This is a genomic window from Pseudomonas sp. DCA-1 (assembly GCF_046523955.1).
GTDB lineage: Bacteria > Pseudomonadota > Gammaproteobacteria > Pseudomonadales > Pseudomonadaceae > Aquipseudomonas > Aquipseudomonas putida_Y.
In genome coordinates this window covers 664,638-678,984 of sequence record NZ_CP169881.1, presented here as the reverse complement: position 1 = coordinate 678,984, position 14,347 = coordinate 664,638, and the positions used below count along the sequence as shown (strand labels likewise).

Below are 14,347 nucleotides of genomic sequence, written 5' to 3'. Positions count from 1 at the left end.
GTGACCTCGTACCAACCTCTTCCGAACAACGCCCCAACCTCCCCCCCTCGCTACAAGCCCTACCACGGCCCCGCCGGCGGTTGGGGCGCACTGCGTAGCGTGGCCAAGGCCTGGGTCGGCAGCGATAACGCGCTGAAGAACATTCGCGCCCTGCTCAAGACCAACCAGAGCGGCGGTTTCGACTGCCCCGGCTGCGCCTGGGGTGATTCGCCAGAAAGCGGCATGGTCAAGTTCTGCGAGAACGGCGCCAAGGCGGTGAACTGGGAAGCTACCAAGCGCCGTGTCGATGCTGCCTTTTTTGCCCGTTACAGTGTCACCTCGCTGCTGCAGCAGAGCGACTATTGGCTGGAGTACCAAGGGCGCCTGACCGAACCGATGGTCTACGACGCATCAAGCGACCGTTACCTGCCGATCAGCTGGGATGCCGCCTTCGCCCTGATCGCCCGCGAGCTGAACAAGCTGGCCAACCCTGACCAGGCCGAGTTCTATACCTCGGGACGTGCCAGCAACGAAGCGGCATACCTGTACCAACTGTTCGTGCGCGCCTATGGCACCAACAACTTCCCTGACTGCTCGAACATGTGCCATGAGGCCAGCGGCGTGGCATTGGGGCAAAGCGTCGGGGTCGGCAAGGGCACTGTCACCTTCGACGACTTCGAGCACGCCGACTCCATTTTTGTCTGGGGCCAGAACCCCGGCACCAACCATCCGCGCATGCTCGACCCATTGCGCGATGCGGTAAAACGTGGCGCCCAGGTGGTGTGCATCAACCCGCTCAAGGAGCGTGGTCTGGAGCGCTTCCAGCACCCCCAGAACCCACTGGAAATGCTGACCAACAGTGACCGCCCGACCAACACCGCTTTCTTCCGCCCAGCCCTGGGTGGCGACATGGCGATGCTGCGCGGCATGGCCAAGTTCGTCCTGCAATGGGAACGTGAAGCCCAGGCCAACGGCGAACCGGCCGTGTTCGATCACGCCTTCATCGCCGAACATGGCCATGGTGTCGACGAGTACCTGGCCGTGGTGGACGCCACGCCGTGGTCGCACATCCAGGCACAGTCCGGCCTCACCTTGGCCGACATCGAACTGGCCGCACGCATGTACTGCCGGGGCAAGCGGGTGATCATGTGCTGGGCGATGGGCATCACCCAACACCGTCATTCGGTGCCGACCATTCAGGAAATCGTCAACCTGCAGATGCTGCGCGGCAACATCGGCGCGCCCGGGGCCGGCCTGTGCCCGGTGCGCGGCCACAGCAACGTGCAGGGCGACCGCACCATGGGCATCAACGAGCGCCCGCCAGAGGCGCTGCTGGATGCCATCGAAAAGCGCTTTGGTTTCCCCGTGCCGCGGCGCAATGGCCACAATACCGTCGAAGCCATTCACGCGATGCTCGATGGCCGGGCCAAGGTTTTCATCGGTCTGGGCGGCAACTTCGCCCAGGCCACACCCGACACTGAGCGTACCGCCCAGGCGCTGCGCAACTGCGAGCTGACCGTGCACATCAGCACCAAGCTCAACCGTAGCCACCTGGTCCATGGCAAGCAGGCACTGATCCTGCCGTGCCTGGGCCGCACCGACATCGACCTGCAGGCCGACGGGCCGCAGGCAGTCACGGTGGAAGACTCGTTCAGCATGGTCCACGCCTCCAACGGCCAACTCAAGCCGCTGTCGACGCAAATGCGCTCGGAGCCTGCGGTGATCGCCGGCATTGCCGCCGCCACGCTGGGCAAACAACCGGTGGACTGGCACTGGCTGGTGGCCGACTACGACCGTATCCGCGACCTGATCGGCGATACCATTGCCGGTTTCAGCGGCTTTAACCAGCGACTGCGTCACCCGGGGGGCTTCTATCTGGGCAACAGCGCGGCCAGCCGCGAATGGGAAACCAGCACCGGCCGCGCCAACTTCAAGGCCAACCTGCTGCCCGACACGCTGCTTGACGAACGCGTACGCGCCAGCGGCCAGTTGCCAGACCTGATCATGCAGTCGATGCGCTCGCACGATCAGTACAACACCACTATCTACGGCCTGGACGACCGCTACCGCGGCGTGCGCGGCCAGCGCGAGGTGCTGTTCGCCAACGAAGCCGACATCATCCGCCTGGGCTTCCAGCCGGGGCAGAAGGTCGACATTGTTTCGTTGTGGGGGGATGAGCATGTGCGCCGGGTGCAAGGCTTTACCCTGCTGGCCTTCGACATCCCTGCCGGGCAGGCGGCGGCGTATTACCCGGAGGTGAACCCGCTGGTGCCGCTAGAGAGCATTGGCGTTGGTAGCCATACGCCAACATCGAAGTTCATTGCCATCAAGCTGGAGCGCGCGCGCGACGACGGGCGCATCCTGTAAAAATGAAAAAAGCCCTGTTCCGTGGCGGTTCAGGGCTTTGTCATAAGGGTCTCAGACAGCCTGAAAACGATAAAGTTTCATAGTAAATACAGCTAGTTAGAGAATTGTGTACAACTCGTGTTACTCGTCGGATTTCCGTTGCCAGCCACGCCTCTTAGCCTCAAATTCGCCTCGTCATCCCTATGAGGCTCTCTCGATGAAGAAGTACTCCTCGATTCTGTTGTTGTCTTTCAGCTTGCTCAGCGGCGTTGCCATGGCAGGCGGCACCACCGAGGCCGGCATTGGCGGCGCACTGGGTGGGGTACTGGGTTCTGTCGTGGGCCAGTCCATTGGCGGTAGCACAGGTGGCGCGATCGGCGCAGGCCTGGGCGGCGCAGCCGGCAGTGCGGTAGGTGCCGACAAGCACCAGCGCGGTGAAGCAGCCATCGGTGGCGCATTGGGCGCCGCTGGCGGTAACGTGGTCGGCCGCTCTGTCGGCGGCACCACTGGTAGCTACATTGGCGCAGCAGCCGGCGGTGGCGCCGGTGGTGCACTGGGTAACTACATGGGCAACAAGGCCGACGACGACGAGCGCCACGAGAATCGCCGCTACCGTCGCGACTACGACGACCGTCGCCACTGGGACCGTGGCCGCCACTATGGCCACCGCAAGCACAAGCGCCACTGGCGCGACTAACGCCTGAGGGCCCTGCCCCGGCAACAAACCCCGCCCCTGCCAGCGGGGTTTTTTATGCCTGTCGCTCCAGCATAAGGCCAGACAGGATCACCTGCAGCGCCTCTGGCAACGCCACAGGCCGGCCGCTGGCGCGCTCGATGAACACCTGCACCACCGTGCCTGCCGCGCACGCGTCCGGCTCGCCCGGACGGTACAGCGCCAGCCGGTACTCAACCGTGCTGCCCGCCAGGCGCGTCACTCCCAGCCCCACCTCCAACAAGTCCGGGAAGCCCGGCAGCGCGTAAAAATCCGCAGCCGAACTGACCACGAAGGCGGCCAGTTCACCGTGTCGCAGATCCAGTTCGGCCTGCTCGACGAGAAACGCCTGTATCGCGGTTTCGAAGAAGCCGTGCACCGTTGCACCGGCGATGTGGCCGTTCAGGTCGTTGTCCTGGGGGCGGGTGAGGATCGGGTGGAAGTGGGAGAAGGCAGTGCGCTGAGGGGCTTCGGTCATCTGGCTGACTCTTGTCTTCGCAATGGATGCTGACAGTGAAACAGAAAAACCTGACTTTCGCTGCTTATGCGGGCCCCTTCGTGGGCAAACCGCTCCTGCAAACTACAAAAAAGCCGCCCTCTGGGGCGGCTTTCTCGTTGCGGCTGAGCTCAGCTTACAGCTGCGGGCCAGCGGCTTTGATGGCGTCGGAAACTTCGAACTTCTTGAAGTTTTCGATGAACAGCTTGGCCAGGCCTTTGGCAGCCTCGTCGTAGGCCGCTTTGTCAGCCCAGTTGGTGCGGGGGTTGAGCAGTTCGGTTTCAACGCCCGGAACGGCCTTCGGCACGTCTAGGTTGATGATGTCCAGGTGCTCGGTTTCGGCACCGACCAGTGCACCGCTCTGGATCGCAGCGATCACGGCACGGGTGGTGGGGATGCTGAAGCGCTTGCCAACGCCGTAGCCACCACCAGTCCAGCCGGTGTTGACCAGGTAGACCTTGGAGTTGAAACCGTTGATGCGCTTGATCAGCAGCTCGGCGTACTCGCCAGCCGGACGCGGGAAGAACGGTGCGCCGAAGCAGGTGGAGAAGGTCGACTTGATGCCGCCGCCCGAGCCCATTTCAGTGGAACCGACCAGCGCGGTGTAACCGGACAGGAAGTGGTAGGCCGCCTGCTCGTTGTTCAGGATCGACACCGGTGGCAGAACACCTGTCAGGTCGCAGGTGAGGAAGATCACTGCGTTAGGCTCGCCGCCCAGGTTCGCTTCCGAACGCTTGGCAACGTGCTCAAGCGGGTAGGCCGCACGGCTGTTCTGGGTCAGGCTGACATCGGTGTAGTCAGCGTGCTTGTTGGCGTCGAGAACGACGTTTTCCAGTACTGCGCCGTGCTTGATGGCTTTCCAGATGACCGGTTCGTTCTTCTCGGACAGGTCGATGCACTTGGCGTAGCAGCCGCCTTCCATGTTGAAGACAACGCCTTCGCCCCAACCGTGCTCGTCGTCACCGATCAGGTAACGGCTTTCGTCAGCTGAAAGGGTGGTCTTGCCAGTGCCGGACAGGCCGAAGAACAAGGTCACATCGCCTTCTTCGCCGATGTTGGCCGCGCAGTGCATAGGCAGTACGTCGGCAGCCGGCAGCAGGAAGTTTTGCACCGAGAACATGGCTTTCTTCATTTCACCGGCGTAGCGCATGCCAGCGATCAGCACTTTCTTCTGGGCGAAGTTGATGATCACGCAACCATCGGAGTTGGTGCCGTCACGCTCTGGTTCGCACACGAAGTTGGCGACGTTGAGGATCTGCCACTGGTCGCGGCCAGCCGGGTTGAACTGCTCCGGGTTGATGAACAGGCAACGACCGAACAGGTTCTGCCAGGCAGTCTGGGTGGTCATCTTCACCGGCAGGTAGTGCTCGGCTGCAGCCCCTACGTGAACATAGGAAACGAAGTGATCCTGTGCGTTGTTGAACGCCTCGACGCGAGCCCACAGGGCATCGAACTTGTCAGCCGGGAACTTGCGGTTGATCGGGCCCCAGGAAATGGCGTCTTGGGTGGAAGGTTCTTCGACGATGAAACGGTCAGCCGGCGAACGGCCAGTACGGTGACCAGTCTCCACGACCAGTGCGCCAGTATCGGCTAGTACGCCTTCACCGCGTTGCAGCGCTTCTTTTACCAGCTCATCGACGCTCAGGTCGGTGTACACGGTGTTGTTGGCTTGCGTCATGAGATACCCCATCCGGCCCGAGGCCGAGTGCTCCAAACGTTTTGTAGTTGTCTTGAAAAAACTACTACAGCGAAAAAAGTGGCCGGATTATGCCAGAAACGCCCAAAAAAAGTAGGCCCCTCCTGTCAGAACTGCGCTTTTGCGCAATTCGGCAGGAGATTGTCCTGTGCTTTAACGTTTCAGTGACGAGTTTCTGAGGCCACGTCAGTGCCGCCACCCGCAAACAGTTGCGCCACGTCGCTGGCATCGAAGAAGTAGCGCTCGTTGCAGAACTGGCAATCGATCTCTACCGTCCCGCCACACTCTTCGACCAGCGCCTTGGCGTCGTGCTCGCCCAGACTGACCAGCGCATTGCCGGAGCGTTCCCGCGAACAACTGCAATTGAAGCGCAGCGGCTGGATATCGAACAGGCGCACGGCATCTTCGTGGTACAGGCGGTGCAGCAGGGTTTCGTTGCCCTCTGTCCACTCTTCGGACTTGAGCGTCTTGGCCAGGGCCACTACGTGCTGCCAGCTGTCTTCGCGTTCTTCATCATCCGGCTGGCGATCACGCGGCAGTTGCTGCAGCAATAGCCCACGTGCCTTGCCGCCTTCGGCATTGAGCCAGAAACGGGTATTGAGCTGCTGTGACTGAACGAAGTAGTTGGTGAAACATTCCGACAGGTTGGCGCCATCGAGGTCGACGGTCCCCTGGTAGCGCTGGCCCTTGACCGGGTCGATGGTCAGGGTCAGGTGGCCGTCGGGCATCAGCTGCGACAGGGTGGCACCGGCCGGAATTTGGTCCGCTTCATAGCGGGCCATGCCGCGGATTTCGCGGTCGCTGGAACACTCCACCATCAGCAGCGGAATCGGCCCAGCCGAACGCGCCTGCAGAATCAGCAGGCCATCGAACTTCATCGCCCCCACCAGCAAGGCGGTGGCGGCCATCAACTCACCGAGCAGCACCTTGACCGGCTGGGGGTACTCATGACGCGCCAACACTGCGGCGTAGCTGTCATCGAGAGACACCCACTCGCCGCGCACATCGCGCTCGTCGAAGATGAAACGTTGGGTGAAATCGGTATCAGGCAATTCGCTCATAGGTTTTGGCTATCTGAAAATGATGACAAAATGGTTACAAGGGTTATCGCGAACCTGCGAGAGCCCATGACAGAGCGCTCACACGGCGCTCCGATTTCTGTTTGCAATAGAGGTATTTTATGGACAATCGACCACTGTTCCAAGCAAGGTGGTCCTGGGGGCCGCTGGCAGCCTGTACGCTGCTTCCCATCGCTCTACTGTGTTTCTGGTTATGGCCCATTGGCCAGATCCTGTGCCTGACTTTCGACGAATGGCTGTTCCGCAGCCTGAACGCGCCGCTGGCCGATAACACCACCTGGCGCTACATCTGGACCATCGGCAGCCTGCGCCCGTTCGACATCGTCGTCGGCCTGATCCTGCTGGCTGTGCTCATTCGTGGTGACTGGGTGTTCAAGGCCGCTCAGGTTCGCCAGGCATTTTTCGGCTTTCTGGTCACGCTACTCCTCTTAGTGGTGATTCGCGCGCTGTTTTCCAAGTGGGTGGATGCAGCCGGGTGGCAACACAAGAGCCCATCGATGATCTTCGACGACGTCGTGCACCTGAGTGACTATTACCCGAACCTGGAGGCTGCCTGGGAACTCAAGGACCGTTCCAGCAAGAGTTTCCCGGGTGATCACGCCTCGGTGCTGCTGATCTGGGCGCTGTTCATGAGCGTGTTCAGCCGCGGCCTTTTGCAGTACCTGGTTGTCTGGGGGTTGGCGCTGCTGTTCATGCTGCCGCGCCTGGTAGCAGGTGCCCACTGGGGGCAGGACGACTACATCGGCGGCTTGCTGATGGCGGTGCTGGCGCTGGGCTGGAGCTACTACACGCCGCTGGCGGCCAAAGGCAGCGAGGCGTTGATGCGCTGGACAGCGCCGTTGTTCAAGCTGCTGTCCACGCTACCGCTGGTCGGGCGAATGGCGGTGCTCCGTTAGGTGCCTGGGGCTGCACGGCAGCCCCATTCAATCGTAACTTCCATGCAGCTGGTGGATCTGCCGACGCTGCTTCTTGGTCGGCCGGCCATCGGTGGTCACACCCATGGCCCCGGCCTTACGCATCTCAGCGGCCTGTTCACGGCGACGCACACTTTCTTCGGTTTCCTCGTACAACGTCTGCGCCTCCGGGGCACCACGACGCACCATCGACAGCGCCTTCACCACCACGGTGCGCTCATCGAACCCGGTACGCAGTACGAACTCGTCGCCCACCCGCGGCTCCTTGCCTGGCTTGCAACGCTCGCCCCGGCAATGCACCTTGCCACTCTCGATCGCCGCCTTGGCCAGCGCTCGGGTCTTGTAGAAGCGCGCCGCCCACAGCCATTTGTCCAGGCGAACCTTGTCGTCGTCTTCGGCTTTTTGTGCCATCCCGTTACCTCGGATTCTGTCTTTCATCGAACTGTACTACCTTCACATACGGATGCAAAAAGTCCCCGCCGTGCTTAAAGTTCACCACCTCATTCGCAGGGTGCGCTTCGTGAAGACATTTGACCATTTGACTGTGATCGGCCTGCGCGAGTGGGTCGCCTTGCCTGACCTCGGCGTGGCCGGGCTGCGCGCCAAGATCGACACCGGTGCCAGCACGTCGAGCCTGCATGCCACCGAGGTGGAACCCTTCGAGCGCGACGGCCAGCCCTGGGTTCGCTTCACTGCGCACCTGGGCTCGGTGGTGCAGTTGCGTCACCGCCGGTGCGAGGCACCGCTGGTGACCATGAAGACCATCAAGAGCTCCAACGGCCACGCCCAGACTCGCTACGTCATCCGCACGTCATTGGCGCTGGGTGATGGTGTGTGGGAGGTGGAGTTCACCCTGGCCTGCCGCAAGAGCATGCGCTACCGCCTGTTGCTTGGCTCCAAGGCCTTGATACACGGCCAGCTGGTGGTCAACCCCGGCCTGAAGTACGTACAAGACAAACCGGCCTTCCCGGCCACCCTTTCCCCTGTCACAGGTGCTGCATGAAGATCGCTGTGCTGTCGCGCAATCCGCGTCTGTATTCCACCCGCCGCCTGGTCGAAGCCGGTACCCAGCGTGGCCACGAAATGGTGGTGATCGATACCCTGCGGGCCTACATGAACATTGCCAGCCACAAGCCGCAGATCCACTACCGTGGCAAGCCGCTGGAAGGCTTCGATGCAGTGATCCCGCGCATAGGTGCTTCGGTTACGTTCTATGGCTGCGCGGTGCTGCGCCAGTTCGAAATGATGGGCGTATACCCGCTCAACGAGTCGGTCGCCATTGCCCGCTCGCGCGACAAGCTGCGCTCGTTGCAGCTGTTGTCGCGGCGCGGCATCGGCCTGCCGATCACTGGTTTCGCCCACTCGCCGGACGACATCCCCGACCTGATCCAGATGGTCAACGGTGCCCCGCTGGTGATCAAGGTACTGGAAGGCACCCAGGGCATTGGCGTGGTGTTGTGCGAAACCCCCCAGGCGGCCGAGTCGGTGATCGAAGCGTTCATGGGCCTCAAGCAGGACATCATGGTTCAGGAGTACATCAAGGAAGCCGGTGGCGCAGATATTCGATGCTTCGTGGTAGGCGATAAGGTAATTGCCTCAATGAAGCGTCAGGCAAAGCCGGGCGAGTTCCGCTCCAACCTGCATCGGGGTGGCGTCGCCAGCCTGATAAAAATCACCCCTGAAGAGCGCATCACCGCCATTCGGGCGGCCAAGGTGATGGGCTTGAGCGTGGCGGGTGTGGATATCCTGCGTTCCAACCACGGGCCGTTGGTGATGGAGGTAAACTCGTCGCCGGGGCTGGAGGGCATTGAAGTCACCACCGGCAAGAACGTCGCCGGGATGATCATCGAGCACCTGGAGAAGAATGGCGGGCCCAATCAGACCCGGACCAAGGGCAAAGGCTGATTCAAGCCTGTACCGGCCTCTTCGCGGCTGAAGCCCCACAGGTACTGCACAAACCCTGTAGGGCTTTAGTCGCGAAGAGGCCGGTGAGCCTTACACAGCATTACGCGGCAGCAGCAGCCCCAGCGGCAACCTGACCCGCGCCTCGATCCCGCCGCCAGACCTGTTGCGCAACTCCACATTCCCGCCATGTTGCGCAGCAATCCGCTTGACGATCGCCAGCCCCAGCCCGGTGCCCTTGCCACCCCGCGCCCGGTCACCACGAATGAACGGGTTGAAGATGGTTTCCAGTTCCGACTCGTCGATACCGGTGCCGCGGTCCAGCACGCTGAGCACCACATACGGCGCACTCTCGTCACCCGACACATAGGCAGCCACCTCGACCCCCTTGCCAGCATGGTGCAGGGCGTTGCCGATCAGGTTGCCCAGCATGCGCTTGAGCGAAACCCGGCGCAGCGGGAACGGTGGAATCGGCTCCAGGCACAGGCGCACGCGCTCTTCTGGCTGGTTGTACGGAGCCACCACCTCACGCACCAGATCAGCAAGGTCGACCTCTTCCACCGGCTCGTCACGGCCATCGCGGATGAAGGCCAGGAACTGGTCGAGGATCGCGTCCATGTCCTCGATATCGCGAACCATGTCATCGCTCAGCTCGTTGTCGCTGTTCAGCAACGACAGCGACAGGCGCAGCCGCGTCAGTGGTGTGCGCAAGTCGTGGGAAACCCCGGCCAGCATTAGCTCGCGCTCACGCCCGGCCTGCTCGACATCCTCGGCCATCTGGTTGAACGCCTTGTACACCTCGGTCATCTCGCTGGGAGTATCGCTGATCGGCAGGCGCACACTGCGCCCCTGGCCAAGCTGGCGGGCGGCGAACACCAGGCGCTTGAGCGGCTGGTTCAACTGGCGCACAAAAATCCACGCCGAGGCGGTGGACAACAAACCAATGGCCAGGAACCAGCCCAGCACGTTCCAGATCTTCTGCCCGCGCAATGGGTGCGGGTACAGCGGCACCTTCAGCCAACCTGGGCCAAGGCTTGGCGCATTGACCCACAACGCCGGAGGCGCATGAATGCGCAACCGCACCTCGGTGTCTTCACCCAACTCGGCCTGCATCTGCCGTTGGTAGATTTCACTGTAAGGCCAATGCTGCTCACCTTCGGGCACACCCGAACCGGTCACCCGGATAAGGCCTGCCGCCTCGGCGATCTTTTCGCGGTTTTCTTCGTCAGCGGCCCAATAGGCACGTAAGGTCAGCGCTACACCATGGCTGTACTGACGGTCGACCAGCACGTCCTCGTTCATCAGCAGGTAGACCAGGGTCAGCGCCTTGGAGAACAGAACGACGATCAACACCAGCCACAGGGTGCGGGCGAAGAAACTTTGCGGAAACCAGAGCGGTGTTTTCATCGACGTTCAGGCATCATTTTCCGGCGTTTCCGTCCGGTACGAACACGTAGCCCACGCCCCAGACGGTCTGGATGTAACGCGGCTTGGACGGGTCCGGCTCGATCATGCGACGCAGGCGCGAAATCTGCACGTCGATGGAGCGCTCCAGCGCATCCCATTCGCGGCCGCGCGCCAGGTTCATCAGTTTGTCGCGGGTCAACGGCTCGCGGGCGTGCATCACCAGGGCCTTGAGCACAGCGAACTCACCAGTGGTAAGCATGTGCACTTCGTCGCCACGCTTGAGCTCGCGAGTGGCCAGCGACAGCTCATAGTCACCGAAGGTGACCGACTCGTCTTCGCTGCCCGGCGCTCCCGGCACGCTCGGCGCCTGGCGGCGCAGCACAGCCTTGACCCGGGCCATCAGTTCGTCCGGGTTGAACGGTTTGCCCAGGTAGTCGTCGGCGCCCAGCTCCAGGCCCTTGATGCGGCTGAGCTCGTCGCCCTTGGCGGTCAGCATGATGATCGGGATCTGGTTGTTCTGCTGGCGCAGGCGCTTGCACGCGGACAGGCCGTCCTCACCTGGCAACATCAGGTCGAGCACCACCAGGTTGAACACCTCGCGCTGCAGCAGGCGGTCCATCTGCTCGGTGTTGGGCACTGCACGGGCACGGTAGCCCTTGCTGGTGAAGAAACGTTCCAGCAGGCTGCTCAGCCCCGGATCGTCGTCGACGATGAGAATCTTGTCACCTTCAGCGGTGTTTGGCGTGCCGGTCATGAATAACTCCTCTGATATCGCCGCGCATTATGGCGTAGCCATTGCTGCACGTTGCGTGAGCATTGTTAGCAGATTTTTCCCCCGGCGCCAGTTCCGGCTGGCCGGGCGCCATCACCGCAAGCCGTTTGCGATGGGTATAATGCGCGGCTTTCATCCAGCGCCGCCGGGCAAAAGGCCCACAGGCGACCCCCGTATTCACAAATGTCAGGTGGTTTACATGGACAGCATCAACAGCCGTATCGCCGAGGAACTGGGCGTACGCCCGCAGCAGGTCGAGGCGGCCGTGAGCCTGTTGGACGAAGGCTCGACCGTGCCCTTCATCGCCCGCTATCGCAAGGAAGTGACCGGTAGCCTTGACGACACTCAGTTGCGCCACCTGGAAGAGCGCCTGCGTTACCTGCGCGAACTCGACGAGCGCCGCGCCAGCATCCTTTCCAGCATCGAGGAACAGGGCAAGCTGACCCCGGAACTGGCCCGCGAGATCAAGCTGGCCGACACCAAGACCCGCCTCGAAGACCTGTACCTGCCGTACAAGCAGAAGCGCCGCACCAAGGGCCAGATCGCCCTGGAAGCCGGCCTTGGCGAACTGGCCGATGGCCTGTTCAACGACCCGACCCTGGCCCCGGAAAGCGAAGCCGCACGCTTCGTCAACGCCGAAAAGGGCGTGGCCGACGTCAAGGCCGCGCTGGAAGGCGCCAAGTACATCCTGATGGAGCGCTTTGCCGAAGACGCCGCCCTGCTCGACAAGCTGCGCAGCTACCTCAAGCAGGAGGCCGTGCTCAGCGCCCGCGTCGTGGCTGGCAAGGAAGAAGAAGGTGCCAAGTTCCGCGACTACTTCGCTCATGACGAGCTGCTGCGTACTGCGCCGTCGCACCGTGCCCTGGCGATCTTCCGCGGGCGCAACGAAGGCGTGTTGAGCGTCTCGCTGAAGGTAGGCGAAGAACTGCCCGGCACCCTGCACCCGTGCGAGCTGATGATCGGCAACCACGTCGGTATCGAAAACCGCAGCCGACCGGCCGACAAGTGGCTGGGTGAAGTGGTGCGCTGGACCTGGAAGGTCAAGCTGTACACCCACCTGGAAACCGATCTGTTCGGCGAGCTGCGCGACAATGCCGAAGGCGAGGCGATCAACGTGTTCGCCCACAACCTGCACGACCTGTTGCTGGCCGCACCGGCCGGCCCGCGCGCCACCCTGGGCTTCGACCCGGGCCTGCGCACCGGCTGCAAGATCGCCGTGGTCGACGCAACCGGCAAGCTGCTGGACCACACCACGGTCTACCCGCACGCGCCGAAGAACGACTGGGACCGCACCATTTCCATCATGGCCGCACTGTGCGCCAAACACTCGGTGGAACTGATCGCCATCGGCAACGGCACCGCCAGCCGCGAAAGCGACAAGCTGGTGGCCGAGCTGGTCAAGAAATATCCAGCCCTGAAAATCACCAAGATCATGGTCTCCGAAGCCGGTGCTTCGGTGTACTCGGCATCGGAACTGGCCGCCCGCGAGTTCCCGGACCTGGACGTGTCGATACGCGGCGCCGTGTCGATCGCCCGTCGCCTGCAGGATCCGCTGGCCGAACTGGTGAAGATCGACCCGAAATCCATTGGTGTCGGCCAGTACCAGCACGACGTCTCCCAGCTGAAACTGGCACGTGGCCTGGACGCGGTAGTCGAGGACTGTGTGAACGCCGTGGGCGTGGACGTAAACACCGCTTCGGTGGCGCTGCTGACACGCATCTCCGGCCTCAATGCCACGCTGGCACAGAACATCGTCGCCCACCGCGATGCCAATGGTCCGTTTGCCACCCGTGCAGCGCTGAAAAAGGTCAGCCGCCTGGGTGAGAAAACCTTCGAGCAGGCCGCCGGCTTCCTGCGCGTGATGAACGGCGACAACCCGCTGGACGCCTCTGCGGTGCACCCTGAGGCTTACCCGCTGGTGCAGCGCATTGCCGCCGATACCGACCGCGACATCCGCTCGCTGATTGGTGACAGCAGCTTCCTCAAGCGCCTGGACCCGAAAAAGTTCACCGACGAGACCTTCGGCCTGCCAACCGTCACCGACATTCTGCAAGAGCTGGACAAGCCCGGCCGCGACCCACGTCCGGAATTCAAGACCGCCACCTTCCAGGACGGCGTCGAAGACCTCAAGGACCTGGAACCGGGCATGATCCTCGAAGGCGTGGTAACCAACGTTACCAACTTCGGTGCCTTCGTCGACATCGGTGTGCACCAGGACGGCCTGGTGCATATCTCGGCGCTGTCGGAGAAGTTCGTCAAAGACCCGCGTGAAGCGGTCAAGGCCGGCGATGTGGTCAAGGTGAAGGTCATGGAAGTGGACATCCCGCGCAAGCGCGTCGGCCTGTCCATGCGCATGAGCGACACCCCGGGCGAGAAGGTCGAAGGCAACCGCGGTGGCAACCGTGGCAATGGCGGCAATCGCCAGCAGCAGGCACCGCGTCAGCGCGAAACCGCCACTGCCGCCCCGGCCAACAACGCCATGGCAGCCCTGTTCGCCAACGCAAAGCAGTTGAAGAAGAAGTAATGGACGTACCACGTGAATACGTCGAAAGCGCCTTCAGCCAGCTTCTGGGCTGCCGCCTGCAACACCTGGACACCGGTGTTGCCGAGGTAGCCCTGGCGCTCGAGCCACATTTGCGCAACCGTGGCCAGAAGCTGCACGGCGGGGCGATTTTCAGCCTGGTGGATATCGCCATGGGCCTGGCCTGCTCGGCCAGCCATGGCTTTGACCAGCAAAGCGTCACCATCGAGTGCAAGATCAACTACATGCGTGCCGTCAGCGACGGCGAAGTGCTGTGTACCGCCCGCGTGCTGCACGCCGGGCGGCGCACGCTGGTGGTCGACGCCGACGTAGTCCAGGGCGACAAGCTGGTGGCCAAAGCGCAAGGAACCTTCGCGGTTCTCTAGCTCACCAAGCAGTATCTGCGGTATTTTCAGCAGTGCGCTGGCACTGCTGGAACCGCGTAAACCAGGCGATAACGCCAGTTCCTTTCTTCCTACCCTTGTAGACCGTTATCTCTACCCCCATATTGGGGCGACTGACG

Annotated in this window: 13 protein-coding genes; 7 read left to right on the top strand and 6 right to left on the bottom strand. The window is 62.3% G+C overall.

Annotated elements, in window-relative coordinates:
- The gene (locus ACE4QZ_RS03355) at window positions 1–2,346 is read left to right on the top strand and encodes an FdhF/YdeP family oxidoreductase (RefSeq protein ID WP_021782605.1); all 2,346 of its coding nucleotides are present in this window, start codon (window positions 1–3) and stop codon (window positions 2,344–2,346) included.
- Window positions 2,347–2,542: 196 nt separating this feature from the next.
- Window positions 2,543–3,022: a glycine zipper domain-containing protein gene (locus tag ACE4QZ_RS03350; RefSeq protein ID WP_021782604.1), complete on the top strand. Its 480-nt coding sequence runs from the start codon at window positions 2,543–2,545 to the stop codon at window positions 3,020–3,022.
- 52 nt (window positions 3,023–3,074) lie between these two features.
- On the opposite strand, the gene ACE4QZ_RS03345 is transcribed toward ACE4QZ_RS03350, so the two are convergent.
- From ACE4QZ_RS03345 to hslO, 3 genes are all read right to left on the bottom strand, one after another.
- A complete protein-coding gene (locus ACE4QZ_RS03345; RefSeq protein WP_021782603.1) occupies window positions 3,075–3,515 on the bottom strand; it encodes an acyl-CoA thioesterase in 441 nt (146 codons plus the stop codon).
- A 154-nt stretch (window positions 3,516–3,669) separates the two neighbouring features.
- Complete coding sequence (locus ACE4QZ_RS03340) at window positions 3,670–5,211, bottom strand: phosphoenolpyruvate carboxykinase (protein WP_003255806.1); 1,542 nt, start codon at window positions 5,209–5,211, stop codon at window positions 3,670–3,672.
- A 179-nt stretch (window positions 5,212–5,390) separates the two neighbouring features.
- A complete protein-coding gene (gene hslO, locus ACE4QZ_RS03335) occupies window positions 5,391–6,290 on the bottom strand; it encodes an Hsp33 family molecular chaperone HslO (protein WP_021782602.1) in 900 nt (299 codons plus the stop codon).
- A 119-nt stretch (window positions 6,291–6,409) separates the two neighbouring features.
- Between hslO and ACE4QZ_RS03330 the strand changes: the two genes are divergently transcribed.
- Window positions 6,410–7,204 (top strand): phosphatase PAP2 family protein, encoded by a 795-nt coding sequence (locus ACE4QZ_RS03330; RefSeq protein WP_021782601.1) that lies wholly within the window; start codon window positions 6,410–6,412, stop codon window positions 7,202–7,204.
- 27 nt (window positions 7,205–7,231) lie between these two features.
- Here ACE4QZ_RS03330 and ACE4QZ_RS03325 read toward each other — a convergent pair whose 3' ends face one another.
- Window positions 7,232–7,633, bottom strand: a complete 402-nt coding sequence (locus ACE4QZ_RS03325) for an RNA-binding S4 domain-containing protein (protein WP_021782600.1) — start codon at window positions 7,631–7,633, stop codon at window positions 7,232–7,234.
- Between the two features lie 175 nt (window positions 7,634–7,808).
- Here ACE4QZ_RS03325 and ACE4QZ_RS03320 point away from each other — a divergent pair, with 175 nt between their 5' ends.
- Together ACE4QZ_RS03320 and rimK are read left to right on the top strand one after the other, a co-directional pair.
- Window positions 7,809–8,225 carry an ATP-dependent zinc protease gene (locus ACE4QZ_RS03320; RefSeq protein WP_230849511.1) on the top strand — a complete coding sequence of 139 codons (417 nt, stop codon included), beginning with the start codon at window positions 7,809–7,811 and terminating at the stop codon, window positions 8,223–8,225.
- The gene (rimK, locus tag ACE4QZ_RS03315) at window positions 8,222–9,127 is read left to right on the top strand and encodes a 30S ribosomal protein S6--L-glutamate ligase (protein WP_021782598.1); all 906 of its coding nucleotides are present in this window, start codon (window positions 8,222–8,224) and stop codon (window positions 9,125–9,127) included. Before ACE4QZ_RS03320 ends, rimK begins: the two co-directional genes overlap by 4 nt.
- Before the next feature lie 90 nt (window positions 9,128–9,217).
- On the opposite strand, the gene ACE4QZ_RS03310 is transcribed toward rimK, so the two are convergent.
- The gene (locus tag ACE4QZ_RS03310; RefSeq protein ID WP_021782597.1) at window positions 9,218–10,531 is read right to left on the bottom strand and encodes an ATP-binding protein; all 1,314 of its coding nucleotides are present in this window, start codon (window positions 10,529–10,531) and stop codon (window positions 9,218–9,220) included.
- Window positions 10,532–10,544: 13 nt separating this feature from the next.
- Window positions 10,545–11,285: a two-component system response regulator OmpR gene (gene ompR / locus ACE4QZ_RS03305; protein WP_012270052.1), complete on the bottom strand. Its 741-nt coding sequence runs from the start codon at window positions 11,283–11,285 to the stop codon at window positions 10,545–10,547.
- Window positions 11,286–11,502: 217 nt separating this feature from the next.
- Between ompR and ACE4QZ_RS03300 the strand changes: the two genes are divergently transcribed.
- Entirely contained in the window at window positions 11,503–13,827 is a 2,325-nt protein-coding gene (locus tag ACE4QZ_RS03300) for a Tex family protein (protein ID WP_021782596.1), read from the top strand.
- On the top strand, window positions 13,827–14,210 hold the full coding sequence (locus ACE4QZ_RS03295; RefSeq protein WP_021782595.1) for a PaaI family thioesterase: 384 nt from the start codon (window positions 13,827–13,829) through the stop codon (window positions 14,208–14,210). The genes ACE4QZ_RS03300 and ACE4QZ_RS03295 overlap by 1 nt, the downstream gene beginning before the upstream one ends.
- Window positions 14,211–14,347: the final 137 nt, after the last annotated feature.